This window comes from Streptomyces sp. NPDC051452, from assembly GCF_044454765.1.
Taxonomy (GTDB): domain Bacteria; phylum Actinomycetota; class Actinomycetes; order Streptomycetales; family Streptomycetaceae; genus Streptomyces.
In genome coordinates this window covers 327,187-350,540 of the sequence record NZ_JBITEB010000003.1, presented here as the reverse complement: position 1 = coordinate 350,540, position 23,354 = coordinate 327,187, and the positions used below count along the sequence as shown (strand labels likewise).

Sequence of the window (23,354 nt, the reverse complement as noted above, 5' to 3'; positions counted from 1 at the left end):
GGATGGGAGAAGCACATGGACCCCCTCGACGCGGGAGCCGGCGGCATCCTGCGACAGCCCAAGGCGGTCTGGGCCACGGCCGGCGCCTCTGTCGTCGCCTTCATGGGCATCGGCCTCGTCGATCCGATCCTGCCGTCCATCGCGCAGGGCCTGAACGCCACGACGAGCCAGGTGTCCCTGCTCTTCACCTCGTACTTCCTGATCACCGCGGTCGCCATGCTGCTGACCGGCTTCGTCTCCAGCCGCATCGGCGGCCGCCGGACCCTGCTGCTCGGGCTCGCGCTCGTGGTCGTCTTCGCGGCCCTGGCCGGCACCTCCGGCTCGGTCGGGCAGCTGGTCGGGTTCCGGGCCGGCTGGGGACTCGGCAACGCGCTGTTCGTCTCGACCGCCCTGGCGGTGATCGTCGGCGCGGCGGCCGGCGGCAGCGCGGCGGCGATCCTGCTGTACGAGTCCGCGCTCGGCCTCGGCATGGCCTGCGGCCCGCTGCTCGGCGCGGTCCTCGGCAACATCAGCTGGCGCTACCCCTTCTTCGGCACGGCCACGCTGATGGCGATCGGCTTCCTGTGCATCACGGCGTTCCTGAAGGAGCAGCCGAAGCCCGCCCGCAAGACCTCGATCCTGGATCCGCTCAAGGCGCTCGGCCACGGCGGTCTGGCCTCGGCGGCGGTCTCGGCGTTCTTCTACAACTACACGTTCTTCACCGTGCTCGCCTTCACCCCGTTCGTGCTGAACATGACCCCCTACCGCTCCGGCGGGGTGTTCTTCGCCTGGGGTGTGCTGCTCGCCGTCTTCTCGGTGATCGTGGCCCCGCGCCTGCAGAAGCGGTTCGGCTCGCTGCGGGTGCTCGGCGGCTCGCTGGTGCTGCTGGCGGTGGACGTGCTCGTGCTCGGCTACGGCAGCCACACCGCGGCCGTCGTCTGCACGATCCTGTCCGGCGCGTTCATCGGCGTGAACAACACCGTCTACACCGAGCTGGCCCTCGGCGTGTCGGACGCGCCGCGCCCGGTGGCCAGCGCGGGCTACAACTTCGTCCGCTGGTTCGCGGCCGCCGCCGCTCCCTACTTCGCGCCGAAGATCGAGGAGTGGAGCGACATCCACGTCCCGTTCGTGGTCGCGGCGGTGACCGCGGTGCTGGGGGCGGCGGTGGTCGCCGTACGGCGCAAGGCGCTCACACACGAGGCGGAGGAGCTGGCGCCGGGGCACGCCACCGAGGACGGCGTCGGCGTCTTCGCCAACTGACCGGTCCGCGCCGGGATTTGGTGAGCTTGCTCACTCGGCCGGCTCACGGCTGAAGTGGGACGGACCTGCGGGACGGATCCCTCAGGTCCGTCCCGTTGGCCAGCCAGCGCTCCTGGAGGGCCTGGGCGCCGTGCACCCGCTTCCAGGCGGCCTCGTTCGGCGTCATGGGCAGCAGCGGCAGGAACCGTACGGGGTCCAGCGGAGCGTCCAGCTCCAGGTCCTCCACCAGGCCGCCGGGCTCGCCCACCAGCACCGAGGTGAAGGGGGCGCCCGACCACAGCGCCTCGCCCACGTCCAGGGAGGCACCCGGAGTCACCACCAGGCCTTCCACCTGCGGCGACGCGGCGAGCACGGCGAGCGGGCGGAGTACCGCGTCGGTGTCGGCGACGCCCGCGCGCACGGACAGGACCAGCTCGGCGCGGGGGCCCTTGACCGGGTCGGCGAGCACGGCGGTGGGGTCCGCCATGGGGTGCCGGGACATGCCGAGGGTGGCGTAGCGGACGACGTCGCCCTCCTGGAAGCGGAGCACCTCGATGCGGTCCGTACCGAGGAAGGTGACCGCGGCGCGCGCGTCCGGTTCGCCGAGCGCGGTGGTCAACCGTGCCTCGACCAGAGGAAGAACATCAACCATGCGGCGAGCATAGAACTCGCCAGCAGCGGGCAAAGCGGCGCCTTGACAGTACGGGCGGCTGGTACTGTGAGCCGGCGGTTCGGGGCAGCACGCAGAGCGTCGCTATCGAGTCCCGAAGCCGACGAGACTCCCTTACGAGGGACCGGCCGGAGGAGGTGGGGCTGTCATGGATCGAAGTCGACCTGGTAGTACCACTCGCTCTTCCGGCCGCTGACGTAGTTCCTGGCCGGCTGCCGCCCTCACGTTCGCTTCGTCGTTCGGAAGAGCACTTCGTCTCGCTTTGCCTGATCTGCCTGATCTGAATCAGTTCTGTATCAGTAGCGAAGTCGCCACCGCGACGGTGCGGTGCTCCCCGCTTTGTGGACGTGCCAAACATCTGCAGTCAGAACGTCCCCATTCCGGGTAGTTCCACCCGTCGCCGCGCGCATTCGCTGCCCGCCCGCGAAGGAGCCTGCCCATGTCGATGATCCGCGACCTGCGTGCCGTGGTCCGCCCGTCGTCCCGCGTCTCGCTGCGCAAGGACACGAGCACGTCGTACGACACCACCCGCGACCCCGCCACGCCCTCGGCCGTGGTCGACTGCGCCGTCTACCGCGACGGGGCCCGCCTGCAGAGCGCGGGACCGCTGACCCCGCAGGAGGCGATGCGGCTGGTGCGCCGGGACGGCGGGTTCGTCTGGATCGGTCTGCACGAGCCGACCGAGGCGGAGTTCGCCGGTATCGCCGGCGAGTTCGGACTGCACCCGCTGGCCGTCGAGGACGCGGTGCAGGCCCACCAGCGCCCGAAGCTGGAGCGCTACGACGACTCGCTGTTCACGGTCTTCAAGACCATCCACTACGTGGAGCACGACCGGCTCACCGCCAACAGCGAGGTCGTCGAGACCGGCGAGGTCATGTGCTTCACCGGCCGGGACTTCTTCATCACCGTGCGGCACGGCGGCCAGGGCTCGCTCAGGGCGCTGCGGCACCGCCTCCAGGACGACCCGGAGCTGCTCGCGAAGGGCCCCTCGGCCGTGCTGCACGCCATCGCCGACCATGTGGTGGACGGCTACATCGCGGTCGCCGACGCCGTGCAGGACGACATCGACGACGTGGAGACAGAGGTCTTCTCGCCGGGCCGCAAGGGCGGCGTCTCGCGTGGTGTGGACTCGGCGCGGATCTACCAACTCAAGCGCGAGGTACTGGAGTTCAAGCGCGCGGTCGCCCCGCTGCTGCGGCCCATGCAGCTGCTGAGCGAGCGGCCGATGCGGCTGATCGACCCCGACATCCAGAAGTACTTCCGGGACGTCGCCGACCACCTCGCCCGGGTCCAGGAGCAGGTGCTGGGCTTCGACGAACTGCTCAACTCCATCCTCCAGGCCAACCTCGCCCAGGCGTCCGTCGCGCAGAACGAGGACATGCGCAAGATCACCGCGTGGGCGGCCATCATCGCCGTGCCGACGATGGTGTGCGGGGTGTACGGCATGAACTTCAAGCACATGCCCGAGCTGCACTGGAAGTACGGCTACCCGGTGATCATGGGCATCACGGTCGTCCTGTGTCTGGGCATCCACCGCACGCTCAAGCGCAACGGCTGGCTGTGAGCGGGTCTCGATAGGCTGGGCGCATGACACTTCAGCTGCTCGACCGGGCCCTCGTCGAGGAGGCCGCCAAGAAGTCCGGCCTCGTCTGGGTCAGGGGCGCGGACGCTCCCGCGGCGCGGGCGCTGTGGCACGTGTGGCACGAGGGCGCGGTGTGCCTGGTCGGCGACGGGCCCGGCGAGCAGCCGCTGCCGTCGCTGGTGGACGGCGGCTCGGCCGAGGTGACCGTCCGCAGCAAGGACAAGGGCGGCCGGCTGGTGTCGTTCCCGGTGACGGTGAGCGAGCTGGCCTTTGGCACCGAGGAGTGGGAGGCGGCCGTCGCCGAGCTGAAGGGCAAGCGCCTGAACGCCCCCGACGGCGAGCTGATGACCGGTCGTTGGGCGCGGGAGTGCCGGGTGCTCCGGCTGGTGCCGTCGGGCGCGATCGAGTCGCTGCCCTCCGGCAGCCTGGCGGAACGTCCGGTGCCGTCCCCGGCGACGACCCGCCGGCCGGCACCGGCGGCCCTGCCCAGACTGCTGGCCAAGCGCCGCCGGAAGTGACACCGGCCCGCCGGAGCGAGCCCCCCCTCCCCCGTGACGCCGGTGCTCCGCGGCGCCCCGTGTTCTACGACGTCGGCAGCTGCCTGCCGTAGTCCACGGTGTCGGACCCGGCCGGTTCCGCGACGCTGAAGTCCCGGCCCCAGTCCGAGAAGCGCAGGGTGCCCGCGCCGCCGGCCCGCTCCAACCGGAGCGGATAGGGCTCGCCGCGCAGGGAGACCTCCAGGGTGCCGCCGGCCCCCTTGTCGCCGGTGATCCGGATCGTCGGGGTACCGGACTGGTCGTGGTGGCCGTCCGTGGCCAGCGCGCCGTGCAGTGTCAGCAGTCCGTCGAGGAGGACAGCCTTGTCCGTGAAGCCGCTGAACTTCTTGTACGCGGGATCGCCCTGCGGCACCTTCACGTACTTGCCGTCCAGCTTGCCGGTGGCGCCGTCGTGGCCGCCGGCGTGGTTCCAGAAGTCCGAGTCGGCCTTGAGGTACAGCTGCCGCCCCACCCGCAGCAGCTTGAAGGTGGCCCCCTGCGAGGTCACCGAACCGGTGCCGCCGCCGGTCTTGAGCCGCATGTCCAGCTCGTACGTGCGGCCACTGGTGACGACGGTCCCGGACAGCCGTACCGCCGGTGCCGCGTCCGCCGCCGCACGGGACTTCGACTGGATCCGGGCGGCGGGCAGCTTGCCCACGCCGTTGGTCCCCGCGTCCGGATCGTCCGCGCCGCCGCACCCCGACAGCACCATCGCCGCCGTCGCGGCCAGTGCGCCGATCGCGGTCACCAGCGAGGTCCGGCGGGTACGGCCCCGGGGCATCGCAGTCACAGGTGCAGCTGCCTTTCTGACGGTTCCTGAGCGGCGTACGGCAGCGTACCGGGACGCCGGGTGCCCGGTGGAGCCAGTCCGTCCGGACCCCCCACCAGGGCGTATCCGACCGGTACGGGCTAGCCTGAAGCGCAGCCGAGTGGGCAAATCCGAGCAATTCACACCCTCTCCACACCCAGGACTCCAGCCTCACCGCCGGTACTCGACCTCCCCGGCCTCCCCACAAGTTCTCCAGCGATCTCCAGGCAAAGGAAGCAGAGCCATGGCAGCCGGCGCACCCCGGATCTTCGTCTCGCACCTCGCCGGGGTCCCCGTCTTCGATCCGGCCGGCGACCAGGTCGGCCGCGTACGCGATCTGGTCGTCATGCTGCGCGTCGGGCGGCGGCCCCCGCGCGTCCTCGGACTGGTCGTCGAACTGTCCACCCGGCGCCGGATCTTCCTGCCCATGACCCGGGTGACCGGCATCGAGTCCGGCCAGGTCATCACCACCGGCGTGCTCAACGTGCGCCGCTTCGAGCAGCGGCCCACCGAGCGCCTCGTCTTCGGCGAGCTGCTGGACCGGCGGGTGACCCTGGTGGAGACCGGCGAGGAGGCCACCGTCCTGGACGTCTCCCTGCAACAACTGCCCGCTCGCCGGGACTGGGAGATCGACCGCGTCTTCGTCCGCAAGGGACGCAAGGGCGGCGCCTTCCGGCGGGCCAGGGGCGAGACGCTGACCGTGGAGTGGTCGGCCGTCACCGGGTTCTCCCTGGAGGAGCACGGACAGGGCGCCGAGAGCCTGCTCGCCACCTTCGAGCAGCTGCGCCCCGCCGACCTCGCCAACGTCCTGCACCACCTCTCCCCCAAGCGGCGCGCCGAGGTCGCCGCCGCCCTGGACGACGACCGGCTCGCCGACGTCCTGGAGGAGCTGCCCGAGGACGACCAGATCGAGATCCTCGGCAAGCTGAAGGAGGAGCGCGCGGCCGACGTCCTGGAGGCCATGGACCCCGACGACGCGGCCGACCTGCTCGGCGAGCTGCCGGAGGAGGACAAGGAGCGGCTGCTGAGCCTGATGCAGCCCGCCGACGCGGCCGAGATGCGGCGCCTGATGTCGTACGAGGAGCACACCGCGGGCGGTCTGATGACCACCGAGCCGATCGTGCTGCGCCCGGACGCCACCGTCGCCGACGCGCTCGCCCGGGTCCGCAACCAGGATCTCTCCCCTGCCCTGGCCGCCCAGGTGTACGTCTGCCGTCCGCCCGACGAGACGCCCACCGGCAAGTACCTGGGCACCGTGCACTTCCAGCGGCTGCTGCGCGACCCCCCGTACACCCTCGTCAGCTCGCTCGTCGACGACGATCTGCAACCGCTGGCCCCGGACGCGGCGCTGCCCGTGATCGCCGGGTTCTTCGCCACCTACGACATGGTCGCCGCGCCCGTGGTCGACGAGTCGGGTTCGCTGGTCGGCGCGGTGACCGTGGACGACGTACTGGACCACATGCTGCCCGACGACTGGCGGGAGACGGAGTTCCATCTGGACGAGGACGAGGGACAGGGGGCGGCCGCTCATGGCTCCTGAGCGCGAGAGCACCCGCGAGCGCACCCCGGCGGGCGCCACGGCCGCCTCCCGGCCCCGTGCCCGGCTGGACCAGCCGCGCCCGCCCCGGCGCCGGATCCTGCCCGAGTGGGACCCGGAGGCATTCGGCCGGCTGTCGGAGAAGATCGCCCGCTTCCTGGGCACGGGACGCTTCATCGTCTGGATGACGATCGTCATCATCGCCTGGGTGGTGTGGAACATCGCCGCGCCCCGCCAACTGCGCTTCGACCAGTACCCGTTCATCTTCCTGACCCTGATGCTGTCCCTGCAGGCCTCCTACGCGGCCCCGCTGATCCTGCTCGCGCAGAACAGGCAGGACGACCGCGACCGGGTCAACCTGGAGCAGGACCGCAAGCAGAACGAGCGGTCCATCGCCGACACCGAGTACCTGACCCGGGAGGTGGCCGCGCTGCGCATGGGCCTGGGCGAGGTGGCCACCCGCGACTGGATCCGGTCGGAGCTTCAGGACCTGCTCAAGGACCTGGAGGAGCGACGGCGCCACGAGAGCCATGTCGTATTCCCGGCAGAGCGGGCGGAACGGTCGCCGGGACGTGACGCAGACGACCGCTGACCGGCTACCCGAAGGCACCTCGGCGCGCCGTACCATCGTCCTTATGGCTACGGAAGACGCGGTGCGCGAGGCACTGGCGACGGTGAACGACCCCGAGATCAACCGTCCCATCACCGAACTCGGGATGGTGAAATCGGTGGAGATCGGCGCGGACGGAACGGTCGCGGTCACCGTGTACCTGACGGTCTCCGGCTGCCCCATGCGCGAGACCATCACCCAGCGCGTCACCGAGGCGGTCTCGCGGGTCGAGGGCGTCTCCGGCGTGGACGTCACCCTCGACGTGATGAGCGACGAACAGCGCAAGGAGCTGGCGAACGCCCTGCGCGGCGGCCAGGCCGAGCGCGAGGTGCCCTTCGCCAAGCCGGGCAGCCTCACCCGGGTCTACGCGGTCGCCTCCGGCAAGGGCGGCGTCGGCAAGTCCTCGGTGACGGTGAACCTGGCGGCCGCGATGGCCGCCGACGGGCTGAAGGTGGGCGTCGTGGACGCCGACATCTACGGCCACTCGGTGCCGCGCATGCTGGGCGCCGACGGCCGCCCCACCCAGGTCGAGAACATGATCATGCCGCCGTCGGCGAACGGCGTGAAGGTCATCTCCATCGGCATGTTCACCCCGGGCAACGCCCCGGTCGTCTGGCGTGGCCCGATGCTGCACCGCGCGCTCCAGCAGTTCCTCGCGGACGTGTACTGGGGCGACCTGGACGTCCTGCTCCTGGACCTCCCGCCGGGCACCGGCGACATCGCGATCTCCGTGGCCCAGCTCATCCCGAACGCCGAGATCCTGGTCGTGACGACCCCGCAGCAGGCGGCGGCGGAGGTGGCCGAGCGCGCCGGCTCCATCGCGGTCCAGACCCACCAGAAGATCGTCGGCGTGGTCGAGAACATGTCCGGCCTGCCCTGCCCGCACTGCGGTGAGATGGTCGACGTCTTCGGCACGGGCGGCGGCCAGTCGGTCGCCGACGGCCTGACCCGTACGACGGGCACGTCCGTACCCGTCCTCGGCTCGATCCCGATCGACGTGCGCCTGCGCGAGGGCGGCGACGAGGGCAAGCCGGTGGTCCTGACCGACCCGTCCTCCCCGGCGGGCTCCGCGCTGCGCGCGATCGCCGGAAAGCTGGGGGGCCGTCAGCGAGGGCTCTCCGGCCTGTCGCTGGGGATCACACCGAAGAACAAGTTCTGAGTTCGCGCGCCCGCGATCGGCGGCTCCGTCCCTGGTCAGCCTTCTGACCAGCGGCGGAGCCGTCGGCGTTTGTCACCGTTGACGAGCCGTGGCGCCCGGTGCCCGCAGCCCGGCCGCCGGGATGGCGCGACACCTCGTGCGTCACCAGGACTCGGCCTGCGGGATCATGCATCCTCGCGCTCCCGCTGTCGTCGGCCCGGTCTTCCAGCCCCGTGAGCGTGCGGACCGCGGGCGCGGCTCTACGCGTACGCGGCGACGTCCTTCACCACGGCGAAGCCGAGCCCGTACGCGCTCATGCCCCGGCCGTAGGCGCCCAGGTGGACGCCCGCCTCGGTGGTGCCGGCCAGCACCCAGCCGAACTCCGACTCCCGGTAGTGGAACGGCACGGCCACCCCGTCCACCGGGAGGGAGAGCTTGGACCACTCCGCGCCGTCGAGGTCGTCGGCCAGGGACCAGGCCGTCTCCGTCTGCTGGTCCAGCCAGTCGTCCCGCAGGCTGTGGTCCATCTGCCCGGGCCAGGTGAAGGACAGCAGTCCCACGCCGGCCAGCCAGGCCGCCGAGGAGACGGACGTCGCCTCCAGCAGCCCCGTACCGTCCGCGCTCCTGCGGGAGGGCTGTGCGGCCACGGTGACCACGACCGCGAACTTCTCCCGCGACTCACCGGCGGAAACGGCCTCGGCACGCACGGACGGCTCGTCACCGTGCCCGATCGAACCGTGTTCGACGGCACCGTCGGCCGCCGTACCGACCTGCATCAGCCAGCGCGGCCCGGTGAACGCCTCGTCGAGGCCGTACCACGGGAAAGGCGCCCGCAGGTAACCGTCGACCGTACTCCGGCCGGAGGACTGTCCGCCCTCCGAGGCCGGCGTGTTCGCGCCCACCCGACTCGTCGTCTCCATCTGCCCGGACGCCTCCTCGCTCTCGTCGGACCGGGGTCGCCCGCCCCCCTTCGGGCGTACGCGTCCGGTCCGCACAACAACTCGGCAGCATATCCACACCCGTGACGGCGACAGGGCAGGCGCCGGGAGCGTGGGTCGCGGGAACGGCCTGTTCAGGCCGTGGGTGCCAGGTCCGCGCTATGAAACGCGTCACGTGTACCCCCGCGCCCGCGTGTCGGCGCGGCGGGACCCTGCCGGGTGCCGTCCGCGTCCGCCGAGCGGCGCTGCTTCCGCCGGGCGGCTTCCGCGTCCGTCAGGTGGCGTCCGCGTCGAAGACCGGCCGGTCGTCCTTGCCGGGGTCCTCGGGCTTCTTCGTCATGTCGATGCGCCCGCCGGAGGAGGAGGACGAGGGGGACGAGAGGGACGAGGAGCCCGTGGAGTCGCTGTCGCGGCTGTTGACGGCGTCCGTGACCTCGGCCATCTCCTTCTTCAGGTCGAAGCCGTTGCGGATCTCCTTGAGCCCCAGGTCCTCGTTGTCGAGCTGCTTGCGCAGGAACGTCTTGGGATTGAGGTCGTCGAACTCGAAGTCCTTGAACTCCGGTCCCAGTTCCTGACGGATGTCCTGCTTGGCGCTCTCCGAGAACTCCCGGATCTTCCGGATCGTGCGCGTCACGTCCTGGATGACCTTCGGGAGCTTGTCCGGACCGAAGACGAGCACGGCGAGCACGATGATGGTCACCAGCTCCAGTGGCCCTATGTCATTGAACACCTGACGCTCCTCGCGAGTCCTCGGTCGCTCCACGGTACCCGGCGTTCCTGTCCGACCGGTACCGTCCCAAGGTGAGACTTCCGTCAGTTCTGCGCCGAGGTGCCCAGCACGAGTGGGATCTTCCGTTCCGTGCCGCCGCGTTCCACGGTCAGGCGCAGCCGGTCGCCGGGCCGGTGGGCGCGGATCCTGACGATCAGCTCCGCCCCCGAGTGGACGCGGTCCGCGCCGACCGCGGTGATGACATCGCCCGGCCGTAGACCGGCCCGCTCACCGGGTCCGCCCTTGAGCACGGCGGGGCCGCCATCGGCGCCCTCGCCGTCGATACGGGCGCCGTCGCCGGTGTAGCGCGTGTCGAGCCTGACGCCGATCACGGGATGGGTGGCGTGTCCGTCGTCGATCAGTTCCTCGGCGACGCGCCTGGCCTGGTTGACCGGGATGGCGAAGCCGAGACCGATGGAGCCGGCCTGACCGCCCTCCGTCTCGGAGCCGGAGCCGGCGTCGGCGGAGCGGATCGCCGAGTTGATGCCGATGACCCGGGCCCGGGAGTCGAGCAGGGGGCCGCCGGAGTTGCCGGGGTTGATGGGCGCGTCGGTCTGGAGCGCGTCGACGTAGCTGACGTCGCCGCCGGCGTTCCCTTCTCCGCCGGCCGTGATGGGCCGTTCCTTGGCGCTGATGATTCCCGAGGTGACGGTGTTGGCCAGGTCGAAGGGCGCGCCGATGGCGACGACCGGATCGCCGACCTCGACGTCGTCGGAGTTGCCGAGGGGCAGCGGGGTGAGCCCGTGCACGCCGTGAACCTGGACGACGGCGAGGTCGTACCCGCTGTCCCGGCCGACGACCTCGGCCCTGACGGTGTCGCCGCTGCTGAAGGTCACGGAGATCCGGCCGTCCGAGCCGGCGGGCGCGACGACGTGGTTGTTGGTGAGGATGTGCCCCTGGCCGTCGAGCACGAAGCCGGTGCCGGTGCCCGCCTCGTCGGTCCCGGTGACGTGCAGGGTGACGACGCTGGGCATGGCGCGGGCGGCTATCCCGGCCACGCTGTCCGGCGCCCGGCCGGCCGGCACGCTCCCGGCCCCCGGCAGGCGCACCTCGTCGGCCAGGCCCGCGCGCTCCACGTACGCGCCCACGACTCCGCCGACGGTCGCGGCGACGACGGCGACCAGCAGGGTCCAAGCCGGCCCGGGCCGCCTCCCCCGGAGGCCGCGCCTTGCAACCGCCGCCCCGGCGACACCGCCCTGCCGCGACGGCCCCCAGCCGAGGGCCTGCTCGGTGGGCGTCCCGGCGGCCCAGGGGTCGTAACGCCACCCGGGCCGCCCCTGGTCCTGCCGCGCGGGAGCCGGTTCCGGCACCGGGGCGACGGGGGCCGGTTCGGGGGCGGGCGACAGGGGAAGGGGGCCGGCATGTCCCGGTGTGGGCGCCCCCGGCCGGGGCGTCGCCGTACCGTGCGCCGGTTCGGGCGTCACGGCCGAGGGCGCGGACGGCACCCCGGAAGCCGAACCCGCGGCCGCGGACGGCATCGGGGGTAGAGGCCGGTGCGCGGGCGCCGTTCCCACCGGAGGCGGCGGTGGTGTCGGCCCGGCCGGGAGCGCGGTGGTGCCCGGCGCCGGTGCGGCCGACGGGTGTTGTACGGGTGGCGCCGGGGCCCAGGGGCCGGGCTCGCCGTAGGGCGGTGTGCCGTAGGGGTCGGGGTCGTGCAACGGCTTCGGGCGCTCGACCGGAGCCGCCCCTGCGGTGTGTCCGGACCCGTGCCCTTCCTCCGCCGCCCCGGTACCCGGTTCGGTCCGCGGGGTGCCGAACGCCTCGGCCGGTGCGGGGCGGGCGAGTTCGAAGTCCCCGACGGGCGAGACCGTGCCCGACTCGGGCCGGGCCCGGGGCACCAGTGGTGTCGCCGGACGGGCCGGCTCGAAGCCGGCCGGGCCGGCGTCCGGTGGCGCGGCCCCCTCGGACACGTCCACCGCGGTCGCGGCCGAGACGTCCCGCCTGGCGCCCTTCGACACGTCGGCCGGTATCGCCCCCGCCGCGTCCCGCGCGCTCCCCTCGGACACGTCCGCCGCAGGCGTCCCCGCCGCTCCCGCCGGGCCGTTCTCCGGCGGGACAGGGTTCCCCTCGTTCATGCTCTCCCCACGGCTGACCGCGGCCACGCGCTCGGGCGGCGGCAGCGGAAACGTCGACTACGTGCCCGGGGCATCGCCGCGGGCACGGCCCTCCCCGGATTCAACCAGGTTCGCGGGCCGTGGCGAAGTGGCCGGTCAGGGGAACCGGTGGGGCGCGGCGGAGGCCGCGGAGGACGTCGAGGGGGCGGTGCCGGGGACGGGGGCGGGGCCGGACGGCAGGCCGGAGCCCGTCACCCGGGAAGTGGTGGACCAGTCCGCGAGCGGGAGCGCCATGCTCTCGTCCAGCGGGCGTATGAGCGGGGACACGGCGGCCGCGCCGGCGGTCACCGGGGCGGTCAGACCCCCCACGCGGTCCTCCCGCGTCTGTCCGGCGGCCAGGAGCGGCGATCCGGGCAACAGCGGCGCGGACATGGAGGTCGGCGCCACCGGCGTCTGGGCGAGCCGCGCGCCGCCGGGGGCGAGCAGCGGTCCCATGGCGCGGCGACGCTGGCCGTCGGGCGTGGCCGCGCCGCCACCGCCGGTGCCCGCCGAGCGGGCCGGGGTGATGTTGCTGCCGGTGCCGGAGCCGCGCGCCTCGCTGGTCAGGTCGCCCGGAGCGGCGGTGGTCATGCCGCCGAGAGCGACCGCGGCGAGCGAGACGGCACCGGCGGCGGCGAACGCGAACCGCAGTCCGCGCGAGGCGGCGCGGCCGTCGTCCTGGCGGCCGACGGGATGGATGCGGAAACCGCGGTCGTCGGGGACGGGCGCGGTGTGCCGGGGGCGGGCGGGGACGTATCCGAACGCGAAACGGTCGGGGCGCCTCACGCTGAAGGCGCCGGTGAATCCGGCGTCCGGGTCTCGTCCGAGGAAGCCGTCCCCGGGCGGGGGCGGGCCGCCACCGTCCAGGTCGCCTCCGCCGGGCAGGCCCTGGAGACGGGCCAGGAAGCTCTCCGAGGGCGGCGGCGGGGCCGCCTCCGCGAAGACGTTCTTCAGCGCACGCTGGGCGTCCGCCTCCGCTTTGCATCGGGCGCAGGTGGCCAGGTGGGCCAGGACGCGCTCCCGTGTCTCATGACCGAGCTCCCCGTCCACCAGGGCGGAGAGCCGGTCTCCGAGGTGCTGCTCCGCGAGGTGTGCCTTCTGCGCGGGTTTCGGCTGGGATCCACTCACGCGGTAGCGCCCCCTCCTCCCAGAGCGGGGACACGGGTGATGAAGGAGCGCCGCTCGGCCGCCCGGGCCTCCGGGGAGCGGTGGGCGAGGGCCTTGCGGAGCTGGGAGCGGCCGCGGTGGATACGGGAGCGGACCGTGCCGAGCTTGACGCCGAGCGTCGCGGCGATCTCCTCGTAGGACAGTCCCTCGATGTCGCACAGGACGACCGCGGCCCGGAACTCCGGCTGGAGTGTGTCCAGGGCCTGCTGGACGTCGGCGTCGAAGTGGGCGTCGTTGAAGAGCTGTTGGGGAGTGGGCTCGCGGCTGGCCAGGCGCTCGGCCGCGTCGTCGCCGAGGGCGTCGAAGCGGATGCGCTGCTTGCGCCGGACCATGTCCAGGAAGAGGTTGGTGGTGATGCGGTGCAGCCAGCCCTCGAAGGTGCCCGGCGAGTACGTCGACAGCGAGCGGAAGACACGGACGAAGACCTCCTGGGTGAGGTCCTCGGCGTCGTGCTGGTTGCCCGTCAGGCGGTAGGCCAGACGGTAGACCCGGGCGCTGTGCGTGCTGACGATCTCGTCCCACGTGGGCGGAGTCCACGCCTGCCCGTCCGCGTCGGTGGAGAAGGTCGCGGTCTGGGCGTCGCGCGCGGCGATGCCGGCGGCGTGGCTGTCAGCAGCGGTGTCGGTCACGGATTTCGGCCTGCCCGCCGACCCGAGGAAGCGCCGCAGCACTCCCACTCGGTCCCCAGGCGTGGCCGCACCTCCCCTGTCGGCTCTGGTGGTGTCCAGTGGAGCCCCTACCATAGCCACCTCGCCCGTTAGCTCCGGATAAGCGGTTTTACGAGAATTTGATACACGCTGATACGGCTCATACGGCTGCGTCAGCAGTTGCGCGGCGTCCTGATCCACCTCTTACCCCCCCGTCGCGTCCCGGGCCACCGGCTCCGACCCGTTAAACGCGCGGCCTCATCTGCGGGTTCCCGACGCCAACGGATACAGTCACGCCGAGGCACCCATGGGGACAGGAGAGGGTCATTACCGGCAACCGGCAGACGAGCTGGGCGTTCGCCGACGCCTTTGTCGCCGAGGACGAAGCGCTGCGCTGGGCCCGCGACCGGGCCCGCGACGCGGGGCTGCGCTCGGTGGCGCCCGGCACCGGCGCCGCGCTGCGACTGCTCGCCGCCTCCGTGGACGCGAAGGCGGTCGCGGAGATCGGCACCGGCTGCGGGGTGTCCGGAATCCATCTCCTGCACGGCATGCGCCCGGACGGCGTGCTCACCACGGTCGATCCGGAGCCGGAGCACCAGCAGTTCGCCCGGCAGGCCTTCAGGGCCTGTGGTTTCGCGAGCAACCGGGCCCGGTTCATCCCCGGCCGCGCCCTGGAGGTGCTGCCCCGTCTCGCGGACGCGGGCTATGACCTGGTCTTCTGCGACGGCGACCGGCACGAGTATCTGGACTACCTCGCTGAATCGTTGCGTCTGTTGCGCCCGGGTGGGCTCGTGGTCTTCGAGGGCGTGCTCGCGGACGGCCGCACGATCGACATCGGGCCGCAGCCCGCGGAGGTGCTGCGTCTGCGGGAGCTGCTGCGCACGGTCCGCGAGAGCCAGGAACTCGTCCCCTCGCTGCTGCCGGTGGGCGACGGCCTGCTGTGCGCCGTCAAGCGCTGACCGACGGCCGCGCCACACCCCCGGACACCGCGCCCCCTGACACCGCGCCCTCGGACGCGTCTGCCCCGACACCGTCTACGATGCCGGGGCAGCCACGAGGACAGGATCGCTGGGACGTCAGACGACGACCTTCTTCAGGGCGTCGCCGAGCGCCTCGGCCTCGTCAGGGGTCAGCTCGACGACGAGTCGACCGCCGCCTTCGAGCGGAACGCGCATGACGATGCCCCGCCCCTCCTTGGTCACCTCGAGCGGGCCATCACCCGTCCGCGGCTTCATGGCCGCCATGCTCGTTCCCCTTCCTGAAACCAGCTCATCGTCTGCCGACAGCCCAGGGAGGGCCTTCCCGCCGCCCGGAACGGACACGCGTCACCGGCATCGAACACATTGCTTCCAGGCCATTATCCCGCATCGCAGGACCCGATGACCAACATCAGTAGGCATCGCTTGGGCAACGCACGCGAGCAAAACCACTCAATTCGGGGAGGTGGCTGCGATACTTCGCCCCCGCACGCGCTTCCGCCGACCGAACGGGCCGCGAATTTCTTTGACGCAGGTCACACGTCCGGTCCGATCCCTGGACGCCGATCTCCGCCATGCTGTCCCCTGACAGGGGCGTACCGAGCGGTACGTCACCAGCCGTGACACCGGAGGGGATGCGCCATGGCCGACACCGTGCTCTACGAGGTGAGCGACGGACTCGCCACCATCACGCTGAACCGCCCCGAGGCGATGAACGCGCTGAACGTCGCGACCAAGGTCGCCCTCCGCGAGGCCGCGGAATCCGCGGCCGGGGACACGGCCGTACGGGCGATCCTGCTGACCGCCGCCGGGGAGCGAGCGTTCTGCGTGGGCCAGGACCTCAAGGAACACATCGGGCTGCTCGCCCAGGACCGCGAGACCGGTGCGGGGCAGACGATGAGCACGGTCAAGGAGCACTACAACCCGATCGTGCGGGCCCTGGCCGGGGCGCCCAAGCCGGTGGTCGCCGCGGTGAACGGCGTCGCGGCCGGCGCCGGTTTCGGCTTCGCGCTCGCCGCGGACTACCGGGTGGTGGCCGACACGGCGTCCTTCAACACGTCGTTCGCGGGCGTGGCCCTGACGGCCGACTCCGGGATCTCCTGGACGCTTCCCCGGGTGATCGGGCCGGGCCGGGCCGCCGATCTCCTGCTCTTCCCGCGCAGCATCAGCGCCCAGGACGCGCTCGATCTGGGCATCGCCAACCGGATCGTGTCCCCGGCCTCGCTGCGCGCCGAGGCGGAGCAGGTGGCGCGGGCGCTGGCCGAGGGGCCGACGGTGGCCTACGCGGCGCTCAAGGAAGCGGTGGCCTACGGCCTGACGCACACGCTCGAGGAGACGCTGGAGAAGGAGGACGAGCTGCAGACCCGCGCGGGACGGTCCGAGGACCACGCGATCGCCGTCCAGGCCTTCGTGAACAAGGAGAAGCCCAAGTACCTGGGGCGGTGACCCGGCGCGGGAGGCCGGGGCGGGCGGGAGGCCGGGGCGGACGGCACCTTCCGCCCGTCCCCTCCCCCTCCCCGCGCCTTCAGCGGGCCCTTCTGGCCACGCAGGTCTCCAGGTGGTCGTCGACCAGCCCGCACGCCTGCATCAGGGCGTACGCCGTCGTCGGGCCGACGAATCTCAGGCCCCGCTTCTTCAGGTCCTTGGCCAGGGCCGTCGACTCCGGGGTGACCGCCGGAACGTCGGCGAGGGTCTTCGGGGCGGGGCGCCCGGCCGGGTCGGGGGCGTGGGACCAGATCAGTTCGTCCAGCTCGCCCTCCGCCCAGCCGGCGAGCACGCGCGCGTTGGCGAGCGTCGCGTCGATCTTGGCGCGGTTGCGGATGATGCCGGGATCGGCCAGCAGGCGCTCGCGGTCCTCGTCGGTGAAGGCGGCGACCTTCTCGACGCGGAAGCCGGCGAAGGCGGCACGGAAACCCGGGCGGCGGCGCAGGATGGTGATCCAGGACAGCCCCGACTGGAAGGCCTCCAGGCTGACCCGCTCGAAAAGGGCGTCGTCGCCGTGGACCGGACGGCCCCACTCCTCGTCGTGGTACGAGACGTAGTCGTCGGTGGACAGCGCCCAGGGACAGCGCGGGGCGCCATCGGGCCCCGGGACGGCACCCTGCCCGGTCATCGCCGGTCCCCCTGCCCGGGCTGGTCGGGGCGCGCGGACGCGGCGGCGGCCCGGGCTCCGGCCAGCGCGGACTCCAGGTCGGCGATCCGCGCGTCCCGCTCGGCGAGTTCGGCGGCGACCCGGCCGAGCGCGTCGTCGACATCGGCCATGCGGTAGCCGCGCGGGGCGACCGGGAAGCGCAGGCTCTCCAGGTCCGCGCCGTCCACCGGGCGGTCGGCGGGCAGCGGGTCGCGCAGCCGCTCGGGCGCCGCCTCGGGCAGCGGGCCGCTCTCGCCGCCGCCCACCACGGCGAGCGTCACCGCGGCCACCACCACGGCCAGCGCGACGACCAGGAACAAGAACATCACCATCGCCGAAGGTCCCCACGCTCGGTACCGGACACTGTGCCGGACGCTGAATCTGTCAGGGTCCGATCGTGCCATGCGAGTCTGACAGTTAGGGTCACAGGCGGCCGTACTGCGGGACGTACTAGAGAGGTCACAGCGGATGCTCAGGCTGGGCAGGCGGGAATTCGGGCCTCGCGAACCGGTGATCATGGCGATCGTGAACCGGACCCCGGACTCCTTCTACGACCAGGGGGCCACCTTCCGCGACGAGCCGGCCCTCGCGCGCGTGGAGCGGGCGGTGACCGAGGGCGCCGCGATCATCGACATCGGCGGGGTGAAGGCCGGCCCCGGCGAAGAGGTCACGGCCGAGGAGGAGGCACGGCGCACGGTCGGCTTCGTCGCCGAGGTACGGCGCCGGTTCCCCGATGTGATCATCAGTGTGGACACCTGGCGGGCCGAGGTCGGCGAGGCGGTGTGCGAGGCGGGCGCGGACCTGCTGAACGACGCCTGGGGCGGGGTCGACCCGGGGCTGGCGGAGGTCGCCGCGCGGCACGGGGCGGGACTGGTGTGCACGCACGCGGGTGGGGTGCGGCCACGGACGCGACCGCACCGGATCGCCTACGACGACGTGATGGCCGACATCCTGAGGGTGACCGTGGGGCTGGCCGAGCGGGCCGTGGCGCTGGGGGTGCCGAGGGAGTCGGTGCTCATCGATCCCGGCCACGACTTCGGCAAGAACACCCGGCACAGCCTGGAGGCGACACGGCGGCTGGACGAGATGGTCGCGACGGGGTGGCCGGTACTGGTGTCCCTGTCCAACAAGGACTTCGTCGGCGAGTCCCTGGACCGGCCGGTGAAGGAGCGGCTGATCGGCACGCTCGCGACGACGGCGGTCTCGGCGTGGCTGGGGGCGCAGGTGTACCGGGTCCACGAGGTGGCCGAGACCCGTCAGGTGCTGGACATGGTGGCTTCCATCGCCGGCCACCGCGCCCCCGCGGTCGCCCGCCGGGGCCTGGCCTGACCCGCCGGGGCCTGGCCTGACCCGCCGGGGCGCCCGGATCCCGTCGGCCTAGCGGCCCGCCTCCTTGGACACCAGGGCCACCGCCTCCTCCACCTCGTCGGTCACGTGGAACAGCAGGAGGTCCTTCTCCGCCGCCTTGCCCTGGGCGACCAGCGTGTTCTTGAGCCAGGTCACCAGACCGCCCCAGTACTCGCTGCCGAAGAGGACGATCGGGAAGCGGGTGACCTTCTGGGTCTGGACCAGGGTCAGCGCCTCGAACAGCTCGTCGAGGGTGCCGAGGCCGCCGGGCAGCACCACGAACCCCTGCGCGTACTTCACGAACATCATCTTGCGGACGAAGAAGTACCGGAAGTTCAGCCCGATGTCGACGTAGGGGTTCAGCCCCTGCTCGAAGGGAAGTTCGATGCCGAGCCCCACCGAGGTGCCGCCCGCCTCGGACGCACCCTTGTTGGCCGCCTCCATCGCGCCCGGCCCACCGCCGGTGATCACCGCGAACCCGGCCTCCACCAGGCCCCGCCCGAGCCGCACGCCCGCGTCGTACTCCGGCGAGTCCGCCGGCGTCCGGGCCGAGCCGAACACGCTGATCGCGGGGGGCAGTTCGGCGAGTGTGCCGAAGCCCTCGATGAATTCGGACTGGATGCGCAGGACCCGCCAGGGGTCGGTGTGCACCCAGTCCGAGGGCGCGCGTTCGTCCAGCAGCCGCTGGTCGGTGGTACTCGGCGTGACCTGTGACCGCCGCCGGAGGACCGGCCCGAGCCGCTGCTCGTCCGGCGGCTGCTTCTTCCCCTCGGGGTTTCCGGTAGCCATGTGCGCTCCCTCCGCTTGCCGGTAGTTCGATCTCAGCGTAGATCTACGCGGGTTACCGCGGGGGGACCTCGGTATGTCCGGCGCGCAGCGGCGCCCGGCACGTTCTACGACGCGGTGAGCCAGTTCCGCAGGCGCTCCTCGCCGGCGAGGATCTTCGACGTCGCCACACGCTCGTCCCGCTTGTGCGCCAAGTGCGGGTTGCCCGGGCCGTAGTTGACCGCCGGGATGCCGAGCGCGGAGAACCGGGAGACGTCCGTCCAGCCGTACTTCGGCCGCGGGACGCCGCCCACCGCCTCGATGAAGGCGGCCGCGGCCGGATGGGAGAGGCCGGGCAGCGCGCCGCCGCTGTGGTCCTCGACCACGAACTCCTCCACACCGCAGTCCGCGAACACCTCGCGGACGTGCGCGATCGCCTCCTCCTCGGTGCGGTCGGGGGCGTAGCGGAAATTGACCTTGACCACGCACTCGTCGGGGATGACGTTGCCCGCGACGCCGCCGCCGATGCCCACCGCGTTCAGGCCCTCGCGGTACTCCAGGCCGTCGATCACCGGGTAGCGGGGCTCGTAGGACGCCAGCCGGGCCAGGATCGGGGCCGCCGTGTGGATGGCGTTGGAGCCCATCCAGCTCCGCGCGGAGTGGGCGCGCTCACCGGTGGTGCGCAGCAGCATCCGCAAGGTGCCCTGGCAGCCGCCCTCGACCTCGCCGTCGGAGGGTTCCAGCAGGATCGCGAAGTCGCCCGCCAGCCAGTCCGGGTGCGCCTCGGCGACGTGCCTGAGGCCGTTCAGCTCGGCGGCGACCTCCTCGTTGTCGTAGAAGACGAACGTCAGGTCCCGGTTGGGGGCCGGCACCGTGGCCGCGATGCGCAGCTGCACCGCCACGCCGGACTTCATGTCACAGGTGCCGCAGCCCCACAGCACGCCGTCCGCGTCGAGGCGCGAGGGCACGTTGTCCGCGATCGGGACCGTGTCGATGTGGCCGGCCAGGATCACCCGCTCGGCGCGGCCCAGGTTCGTGCGGGCGACCACGTTGTTGCCGTGGCGGTCGACCGTCAGATGCGGCAGGGCGCGCAGGGCGGTCTCGATCGCGTCCGCGAGCGGCTTCTCGGCGCCGCTCTCGGAGGCGAAGTCCACCAGCCGCGCGGTGAGCTCGGCGGCGTCGAGCGTGAGGTCAAGCGAGGTGTCGGCCATGCTCACGACCCTAGGGCCTGTCGTCGGATTCCGTCTGCCCGGCCCTTCGGGCGTCGGCGTGAAGGTGACGACAGGCCCCGGCGCGCACCCCGCCGGGGCCCCGTCCGCGGCACCGGGCGGGCCCCACGCGAGCTCTTCGAACGGCTCCAGTACCTTGTACGCGTGTCAGAGCCGTCCCCCACCCCTGCCAAGCGCCGTGGCCGCCTTGTCCGTTCCCTCGCGGCCCTGTTGGTCCTGTGCGGCGTCGCCGCGTACCTGGTGGTGCAGTACATCACCGGAGGCGGCGGAGCGCGCGGCTGCGAGGTGGTCTCGTCGCCGGGCGGCGGGACGTCGTACCGGTTCACACCGGAGCAGGCGGCGAACGCGGCGACCATCGCCGCCGTCGGCACCGGGCGCGGGATGCCCCGGCGGGCGGTGACGATCGCGCTGGCGACCGCTCTGCAGGAGTCGGGACTGCGCAACATCGAGCACGGCGACCGGGACTCGCTGGGCCTGTTCCAGCAGCGGCCCTCGCAGGGCTGGGGCACCGAGCGGCAGATCATGGACCCGGCCTACGCGGCGGGCATCTTCTACGCGCACCTGGCAAAGGTGCCCGACTACGCCGACCTGCCGCTCACGGTGGCCGCGCAGCGGGTGCAGCGCAGCGGCTATCCGGAGGCGTACGCCAAGCACGAGCCGGACGCCACGCTGCTGGCGGCGGCGCTGACCGGGCAGGCGGCGGCCGCGCTGACCTGTGACGGGCGGCCGGAGCACACGGCCACGGCGACCGGCCCGGACGCGGTACGCGCGGCGCTGGTACGGGACTTCGGGCGAGACGCGCTGCAGGAGACCGGCGCGGAGGTGGGCGGCACGCCGGTGCCGTCACCGTCCCCCGCGCCGAGCGTGACCGCGACCGCGCACGGGCGGACGGTGACCGTTCCCGTGGCCGGGAGCGCGCGGCGGGGCGGCTCCGGGCGCACGGAGCGGGAGCGGGGCTGGCAGCTGGCGCAGTGGGCGGTCGCCAACTCCTCGGCGCTGCGCATCGAGCGGGTGTCGTACGCGGGGCGGCAGTGGACCGTCGGGAGCAGCAGCGACCAGTGGCGGACGGTGCGTACCTCGGGCGGGGCCGCCGGTGCGGAGAACTCGGCGGGGGCCGTCCGGATCGTGACCGGACAGTAGTGCGGGGTCTCACCCTCGCGGGTTGTGCGGCTCCGATTCGCCGGGGCGGCCGGGTGAGCGGTGCGCCGCATCCGCGTTCCCTTGGAAATCAAGGGCTGTAAGGATTCTGCGGGAAGACGGCCAGAAGTCCTTTGCCCGTTTTTATCCACACCTGATAATGCGATGCGTTATCCATTCTTTACCTGGGGCGTCCGCAACCTTCGCGGGCTTCGAGCGGTAGTCACGGCGTCCGGGCCCCGTCCAGAGCCCGGACGCAGACCGTTCTCTCCCGTCGAATGGAGCATCATGTCCCTCCCTCTGACCCGCCGGATCGCCCGTGCCGCGCTGCTCGTCGCAGCGGGAGCGGCAGCCGGGGTCGGTGCGGCCGGCTCCGCCGGTGCGGCCACGAGCCTGCCGGCGGCCACCCCCAACCTGGGCGGCCTGACCGCCCTGGACGGCGCACACGTAGGCAACACCGTCGACAGTGCCGCGCAGAGCACCACCGCTCTCGCGGGTGACGCGGGCAGCAAGGCCGTCAAGCAGACGGTGCCGGCCGCCGGCAAGACCAGCGGCGGTGCCGTGAAGAAGACGGCGCCCGCGGCGCAGAAGGCCGCGGGGGACGCGGCCGGGGCCGCCGGGGGCGTCCTGGGGGACGCCGCCTCCACCGCGACCAAGGGTGGACTGCCGACGGACGCGCTGACCAAGGGCGGCCTGCCCACCTCGTCGCTGCCGACCTCGTCGCTGCCGACGCAGGGTCTGCCGCTGGGCGGCTGAGGTCCGCTCGGCCCGACGGCGACGGGGCCCGGGGAGTCCGACTCCCCGGGCCCCGTCCGCCTGTCCGGCCGCCGTCGGGCGTGGCGAGGGCTACGCCGTCAGGCGCGCGACCGCCGCCCGGATTCGCTCATCCGTGGCCGTGAGGGCCACGCGTACGAACCGCTCGCCGGCCGTGCCGTAGAAGTCCCCGGGCGCCACCAGGATGCCCAGCCCGGCCAGGTGGGCGACCGTGTCCCAGCAGGACTCGTCCCGGGTGGCCCAGAGGTAGAGGCTGGCCTCGCTGTGCTCGATGCGGAACCCGTGGGCGAGCAGCGCGGCCCTCAGGGACTCCCGGCGGGCCGCGTAGCGCTCGCGCTGCGCGCGGACGTGTTCGTCGTCGCCGAGGGCCGCCACGACGGCCGCCTGGGTCGGCGCGGAGGTCATCATGCCGCCGTGCTTGCGGATCTCCAGCAGCGGGCCCAGGACGGCCGGGTCGCCGGCGATGAAGGCCGCGCGGTAGCCCGCCAGGTTGGAGCGCTTGGACAGGGAGTGGACGGCGACGATGCCGTCGTAGGAGCCGCCGTTGACGTCCGGGTGCAGCACCGAGACGGGGTCGGCCTCCCAGCCCAGCTCCAGGTAGCACTCGTCGGAGACGAGCAGGACGCCGTGCTCGCGGGCCCAGGCGACGATCTCGGTCAGGTCCTGCTTCGACAGGACCCGACCGGTGGGGTTGGACGGGGAGTTGAGCCACAAGAGCTTCAGACCGGCCGGGTCCAGGTCGCGCGGGTCGTCGTAGGCCTCGTGGTCGGCGCGGGCCAGGCGGGCGCCGACCTCGTACGTCGGGTAGGCGAGACGCGGGTAGGCGACCCTGTCGCCGGGGCCGAGGCCCAGCTGGGTCGGCAGCCAGGCCACCAGTTCCTTGGAGCCGACGACCGGCAGGACATGGCGGTGGGTGACGTCACGGGCGCCCAGACGGCGCTCCAGCCAGCCGGTGATCGCGTCGCGCAGGGCCGGCGTGCCCCACACCGTCGGGTAGCCCGGGGAGTCGGCCGCGTCGATCAGGGCCTTCTGGATCAGCTCGGGGACCGGGTCGACCGGGGTGCCGACGGAGAGGTCGACGATGCCGTCGGGGTGGGCCGCGGCGGTCTTCTTGTACGGGTCCAGCTTGTCCCAGGGGAAGGCGGGCAGGCGATTCGAGACTGCGGACACGGTCTGTGGCTCACTTTCGTCTGGTGCGGCAAACACATCGGTCCCGTACGGCGTCGATCGGGCGATCGGGCCGTACGGGACCGAGGCGGCGCGTGGGGCGGGCCGCTTGGT

Annotated in this window: 24 protein-coding genes; 11 read left to right on the top strand and 13 right to left on the bottom strand. The window is 72.6% G+C overall.

All coding sequences use genetic code 11. The features are described 5' to 3' along the window. Positions 1-15: 15 nt before the first annotated feature. Complete coding sequence (locus ACIBA9_RS10995; RefSeq protein ID WP_399361737.1) at positions 16-1,239, top strand: MFS transporter; 1,224 nt, start codon at positions 16-18, stop codon at positions 1,237-1,239. Positions 1,240-1,282: 43 nt separating this feature from the next. Here ACIBA9_RS10995 and ACIBA9_RS10990 read toward each other — a convergent pair whose 3' ends face one another. Continuing rightward, complete coding sequence (locus tag ACIBA9_RS10990) at positions 1,283-1,870, bottom strand: suppressor of fused domain protein (protein ID WP_399361736.1); 588 nt, start codon at positions 1,868-1,870, stop codon at positions 1,283-1,285. A 457-nt stretch (positions 1,871-2,327) separates the two neighbouring features. On the opposite strand from ACIBA9_RS10990, the gene ACIBA9_RS10985 reads away from it, so the two are divergent. After that, complete coding sequence (locus tag ACIBA9_RS10985; RefSeq protein WP_399361734.1) at positions 2,328-3,452, top strand: magnesium and cobalt transport protein CorA; 1,125 nt, start codon at positions 2,328-2,330, stop codon at positions 3,450-3,452. A gap of 23 nt (positions 3,453-3,475) precedes the next feature. Then, entirely contained in the window at positions 3,476-3,988 is a 513-nt protein-coding gene (locus ACIBA9_RS10980) for a hypothetical protein (RefSeq protein ID WP_399361732.1), read from the top strand. Between the two features lie 64 nt (positions 3,989-4,052). On the opposite strand, the gene ACIBA9_RS10975 is transcribed toward ACIBA9_RS10980, so the two are convergent. Beyond that, positions 4,053-4,796, bottom strand: a complete 744-nt coding sequence (locus ACIBA9_RS10975) for a hypothetical protein (protein WP_399361730.1) — start codon at positions 4,794-4,796, stop codon at positions 4,053-4,055. A gap of 262 nt (positions 4,797-5,058) precedes the next feature. On the opposite strand from ACIBA9_RS10975, the gene ACIBA9_RS10970 reads away from it, so the two are divergent. The 3 genes from ACIBA9_RS10970 to ACIBA9_RS10960 are packed head-to-tail and all read left to right on the top strand — an operon-like array spanning position 5,059 to position 8,120. Next, positions 5,059-6,354, top strand: coding sequence for a magnesium transporter MgtE N-terminal domain-containing protein (locus ACIBA9_RS10970; RefSeq protein WP_399361728.1), 1,296 nt, complete (start codon positions 5,059-5,061; stop codon positions 6,352-6,354). After that, on the top strand, positions 6,344-6,943 hold the full coding sequence (locus ACIBA9_RS10965; RefSeq protein ID WP_399361726.1) for a DUF1003 domain-containing protein: 600 nt from the start codon (positions 6,344-6,346) through the stop codon (positions 6,941-6,943). The genes ACIBA9_RS10970 and ACIBA9_RS10965 overlap by 11 nt, the downstream gene beginning before the upstream one ends. Positions 6,944-6,986: 43 nt before the next feature. Further along, a complete protein-coding gene (locus ACIBA9_RS10960) occupies positions 6,987-8,120 on the top strand; it encodes an Mrp/NBP35 family ATP-binding protein (RefSeq protein ID WP_362164809.1) in 1,134 nt (377 codons plus the stop codon). Between the two features lie 239 nt (positions 8,121-8,359). Here ACIBA9_RS10960 and ACIBA9_RS10955 read toward each other — a convergent pair whose 3' ends face one another. The 5 genes from ACIBA9_RS10955 to sigE form a co-directional block, all read right to left on the bottom strand. Next, entirely contained in the window at positions 8,360-9,019 is a 660-nt protein-coding gene (locus ACIBA9_RS10955; RefSeq protein ID WP_399361724.1) for a hypothetical protein, read from the bottom strand. Between the two features lie 292 nt (positions 9,020-9,311). Beyond that, complete coding sequence (locus tag ACIBA9_RS10950) at positions 9,312-9,767, bottom strand: sec-independent translocase (RefSeq protein WP_399361722.1); 456 nt, start codon at positions 9,765-9,767, stop codon at positions 9,312-9,314. An 83-nt stretch (positions 9,768-9,850) separates the two neighbouring features. Further along, positions 9,851-11,881, bottom strand: coding sequence for a trypsin-like peptidase domain-containing protein (locus ACIBA9_RS10945; RefSeq protein WP_399361720.1), 2,031 nt, complete (start codon positions 11,879-11,881; stop codon positions 9,851-9,853). Positions 11,882-12,016: 135 nt separating this feature from the next. Continuing rightward, a complete protein-coding gene (locus ACIBA9_RS10940; RefSeq protein ID WP_399361718.1) occupies positions 12,017-13,027 on the bottom strand; it encodes an anti-sigma factor family protein in 1,011 nt (336 codons plus the stop codon). Continuing rightward, positions 13,024-13,737 carry an RNA polymerase sigma factor SigE gene (sigE, locus tag ACIBA9_RS10935; protein WP_362165245.1) on the bottom strand — a complete coding sequence of 238 codons (714 nt, stop codon included), beginning with the start codon at positions 13,735-13,737 and terminating at the stop codon, positions 13,024-13,026. The genes ACIBA9_RS10940 and sigE overlap by 4 nt, the downstream gene beginning before the upstream one ends. Before the next feature lie 236 nt (positions 13,738-13,973). Between sigE and ACIBA9_RS10930 the strand changes: the two genes are divergently transcribed. Further along, positions 13,974-14,672: an O-methyltransferase gene (locus ACIBA9_RS10930; RefSeq protein WP_362165242.1), complete on the top strand. Its 699-nt coding sequence runs from the start codon at positions 13,974-13,976 to the stop codon at positions 14,670-14,672. Between the two features lie 117 nt (positions 14,673-14,789). Here ACIBA9_RS10930 and ACIBA9_RS10925 read toward each other — a convergent pair whose 3' ends face one another. Further along, positions 14,790-14,957, bottom strand: a complete 168-nt coding sequence (locus ACIBA9_RS10925; RefSeq protein ID WP_018544333.1) for a DUF3117 domain-containing protein — start codon at positions 14,955-14,957, stop codon at positions 14,790-14,792. Between the two features lie 375 nt (positions 14,958-15,332). Here ACIBA9_RS10925 and ACIBA9_RS10920 point away from each other — a divergent pair, with 375 nt between their 5' ends. After that, a complete protein-coding gene (locus ACIBA9_RS10920) occupies positions 15,333-16,136 on the top strand; it encodes an enoyl-CoA hydratase/isomerase family protein (protein WP_399361716.1) in 804 nt (267 codons plus the stop codon). 79 nt (positions 16,137-16,215) lie between these two features. On the opposite strand, the gene ACIBA9_RS10915 is transcribed toward ACIBA9_RS10920, so the two are convergent. Both ACIBA9_RS10915 and ACIBA9_RS10910 read right to left on the bottom strand, forming a co-directional pair. Then, positions 16,216-16,803 (bottom strand): DNA-3-methyladenine glycosylase I, encoded by a 588-nt coding sequence (locus tag ACIBA9_RS10915; RefSeq protein ID WP_362165227.1) that lies wholly within the window; start codon positions 16,801-16,803, stop codon positions 16,216-16,218. After that, positions 16,800-17,153: a DivIVA domain-containing protein gene (locus tag ACIBA9_RS10910; RefSeq protein WP_399361714.1), complete on the bottom strand. Its 354-nt coding sequence runs from the start codon at positions 17,151-17,153 to the stop codon at positions 16,800-16,802. Before ACIBA9_RS10910 ends, ACIBA9_RS10915 begins: the two co-directional genes overlap by 4 nt. 136 nt (positions 17,154-17,289) lie before the next feature. On the opposite strand from ACIBA9_RS10910, the gene folP reads away from it, so the two are divergent. After that, positions 17,290-18,150: a dihydropteroate synthase gene (gene folP, locus ACIBA9_RS10905; protein ID WP_399361712.1), complete on the top strand. Its 861-nt coding sequence runs from the start codon at positions 17,290-17,292 to the stop codon at positions 18,148-18,150. 48 nt (positions 18,151-18,198) lie between these two features. On the opposite strand, the gene ACIBA9_RS10900 is transcribed toward folP, so the two are convergent. Next, positions 18,199-18,957 carry a TIGR00730 family Rossman fold protein gene (locus ACIBA9_RS10900; RefSeq protein WP_399361710.1) on the bottom strand — a complete coding sequence of 253 codons (759 nt, stop codon included), beginning with the start codon at positions 18,955-18,957 and terminating at the stop codon, positions 18,199-18,201. 104 nt (positions 18,958-19,061) lie between these two features. Then, positions 19,062-20,144 (bottom strand): succinyl-diaminopimelate desuccinylase, encoded by a 1,083-nt coding sequence (gene dapE / locus ACIBA9_RS10895; protein WP_399361708.1) that lies wholly within the window; start codon positions 20,142-20,144, stop codon positions 19,062-19,064. Positions 20,145-20,306: 162 nt separating this feature from the next. Between dapE and ACIBA9_RS10890 the strand changes: the two genes are divergently transcribed. Together ACIBA9_RS10890 and ACIBA9_RS10885 are read left to right on the top strand one after the other, a co-directional pair. Beyond that, positions 20,307-21,302, top strand: coding sequence for a heavy metal transporter (locus ACIBA9_RS10890; protein ID WP_399361706.1), 996 nt, complete (start codon positions 20,307-20,309; stop codon positions 21,300-21,302). A 285-nt stretch (positions 21,303-21,587) separates the two neighbouring features. Beyond that, positions 21,588-22,055, top strand: a complete 468-nt coding sequence (locus ACIBA9_RS10885; RefSeq protein ID WP_362165212.1) for an ATP-binding protein — start codon at positions 21,588-21,590, stop codon at positions 22,053-22,055. A 90-nt stretch (positions 22,056-22,145) separates the two neighbouring features. Here the strand turns inward: ACIBA9_RS10885 and ACIBA9_RS10880 are convergent, their stop codons facing one another. Further along, positions 22,146-23,243 carry a bifunctional succinyldiaminopimelate transaminase/glutamate-prephenate aminotransferase gene (locus tag ACIBA9_RS10880; protein WP_399361704.1) on the bottom strand — a complete coding sequence of 366 codons (1,098 nt, stop codon included), beginning with the start codon at positions 23,241-23,243 and terminating at the stop codon, positions 22,146-22,148. Positions 23,244-23,354: the final 111 nt, after the last annotated feature.

What these genes read in the sequence shown, in the direction of transcription:
- ACIBA9_RS10995 (WP_399361737.1), top strand. Translation starts at nt 16, where the DNA reads ATGGACCCCCTCGACGCGGGAGCCGGCGGCATCCTGCGACAGCCCAAG.
- ACIBA9_RS10990 (WP_399361736.1), bottom strand. Translation starts at nt 1,870, where the DNA reads ATGGTTGATGTTCTTCCTCTGGTCGAGGCACGGTTGACCACCGCGCTC.
- ACIBA9_RS10985 (WP_399361734.1), top strand. Translation starts at nt 2,328, where the DNA reads ATGTCGATGATCCGCGACCTGCGTGCCGTGGTCCGCCCGTCGTCCCGC.
- ACIBA9_RS10980 (WP_399361732.1), top strand. Translation starts at nt 3,476, where the DNA reads ATGACACTTCAGCTGCTCGACCGGGCCCTCGTCGAGGAGGCCGCCAAG.
- ACIBA9_RS10970 (WP_399361728.1), top strand. Translation starts at nt 5,059, where the DNA reads ATGGCAGCCGGCGCACCCCGGATCTTCGTCTCGCACCTCGCCGGGGTC.
- ACIBA9_RS10965 (WP_399361726.1), top strand. Translation starts at nt 6,344, where the DNA reads ATGGCTCCTGAGCGCGAGAGCACCCGCGAGCGCACCCCGGCGGGCGCC.
- ACIBA9_RS10960 (WP_362164809.1), top strand. Translation starts at nt 6,987, where the DNA reads ATGGCTACGGAAGACGCGGTGCGCGAGGCACTGGCGACGGTGAACGAC.
- ACIBA9_RS10955 (WP_399361724.1), bottom strand. Translation starts at nt 9,019, where the DNA reads ATGGAGACGACGAGTCGGGTGGGCGCGAACACGCCGGCCTCGGAGGGC.
- ACIBA9_RS10945 (WP_399361720.1), bottom strand. Translation starts at nt 11,881, where the DNA reads ATGAACGAGGGGAACCCTGTCCCGCCGGAGAACGGCCCGGCGGGAGCG.
- ACIBA9_RS10925 (WP_018544333.1), bottom strand. Translation starts at nt 14,957, where the DNA reads ATGGCGGCCATGAAGCCGCGGACGGGTGATGGCCCGCTCGAGGTGACC.
- ACIBA9_RS10920 (WP_399361716.1), top strand. Translation starts at nt 15,333, where the DNA reads ATGGCCGACACCGTGCTCTACGAGGTGAGCGACGGACTCGCCACCATC.
- ACIBA9_RS10915 (WP_362165227.1), bottom strand. Translation starts at nt 16,803, where the DNA reads ATGACCGGGCAGGGTGCCGTCCCGGGGCCCGATGGCGCCCCGCGCTGT.
- ACIBA9_RS10910 (WP_399361714.1), bottom strand. Translation starts at nt 17,153, where the DNA reads ATGGTGATGTTCTTGTTCCTGGTCGTCGCGCTGGCCGTGGTGGTGGCC.
- folP (WP_399361712.1), top strand. Translation starts at nt 17,290, where the DNA reads ATGCTCAGGCTGGGCAGGCGGGAATTCGGGCCTCGCGAACCGGTGATC.
- ACIBA9_RS10900 (WP_399361710.1), bottom strand. Translation starts at nt 18,957, where the DNA reads ATGGCTACCGGAAACCCCGAGGGGAAGAAGCAGCCGCCGGACGAGCAG.
- dapE (WP_399361708.1), bottom strand. Translation starts at nt 20,144, where the DNA reads ATGGCCGACACCTCGCTTGACCTCACGCTCGACGCCGCCGAGCTCACC.
- ACIBA9_RS10885 (WP_362165212.1), top strand. Translation starts at nt 21,588, where the DNA reads ATGTCCCTCCCTCTGACCCGCCGGATCGCCCGTGCCGCGCTGCTCGTC.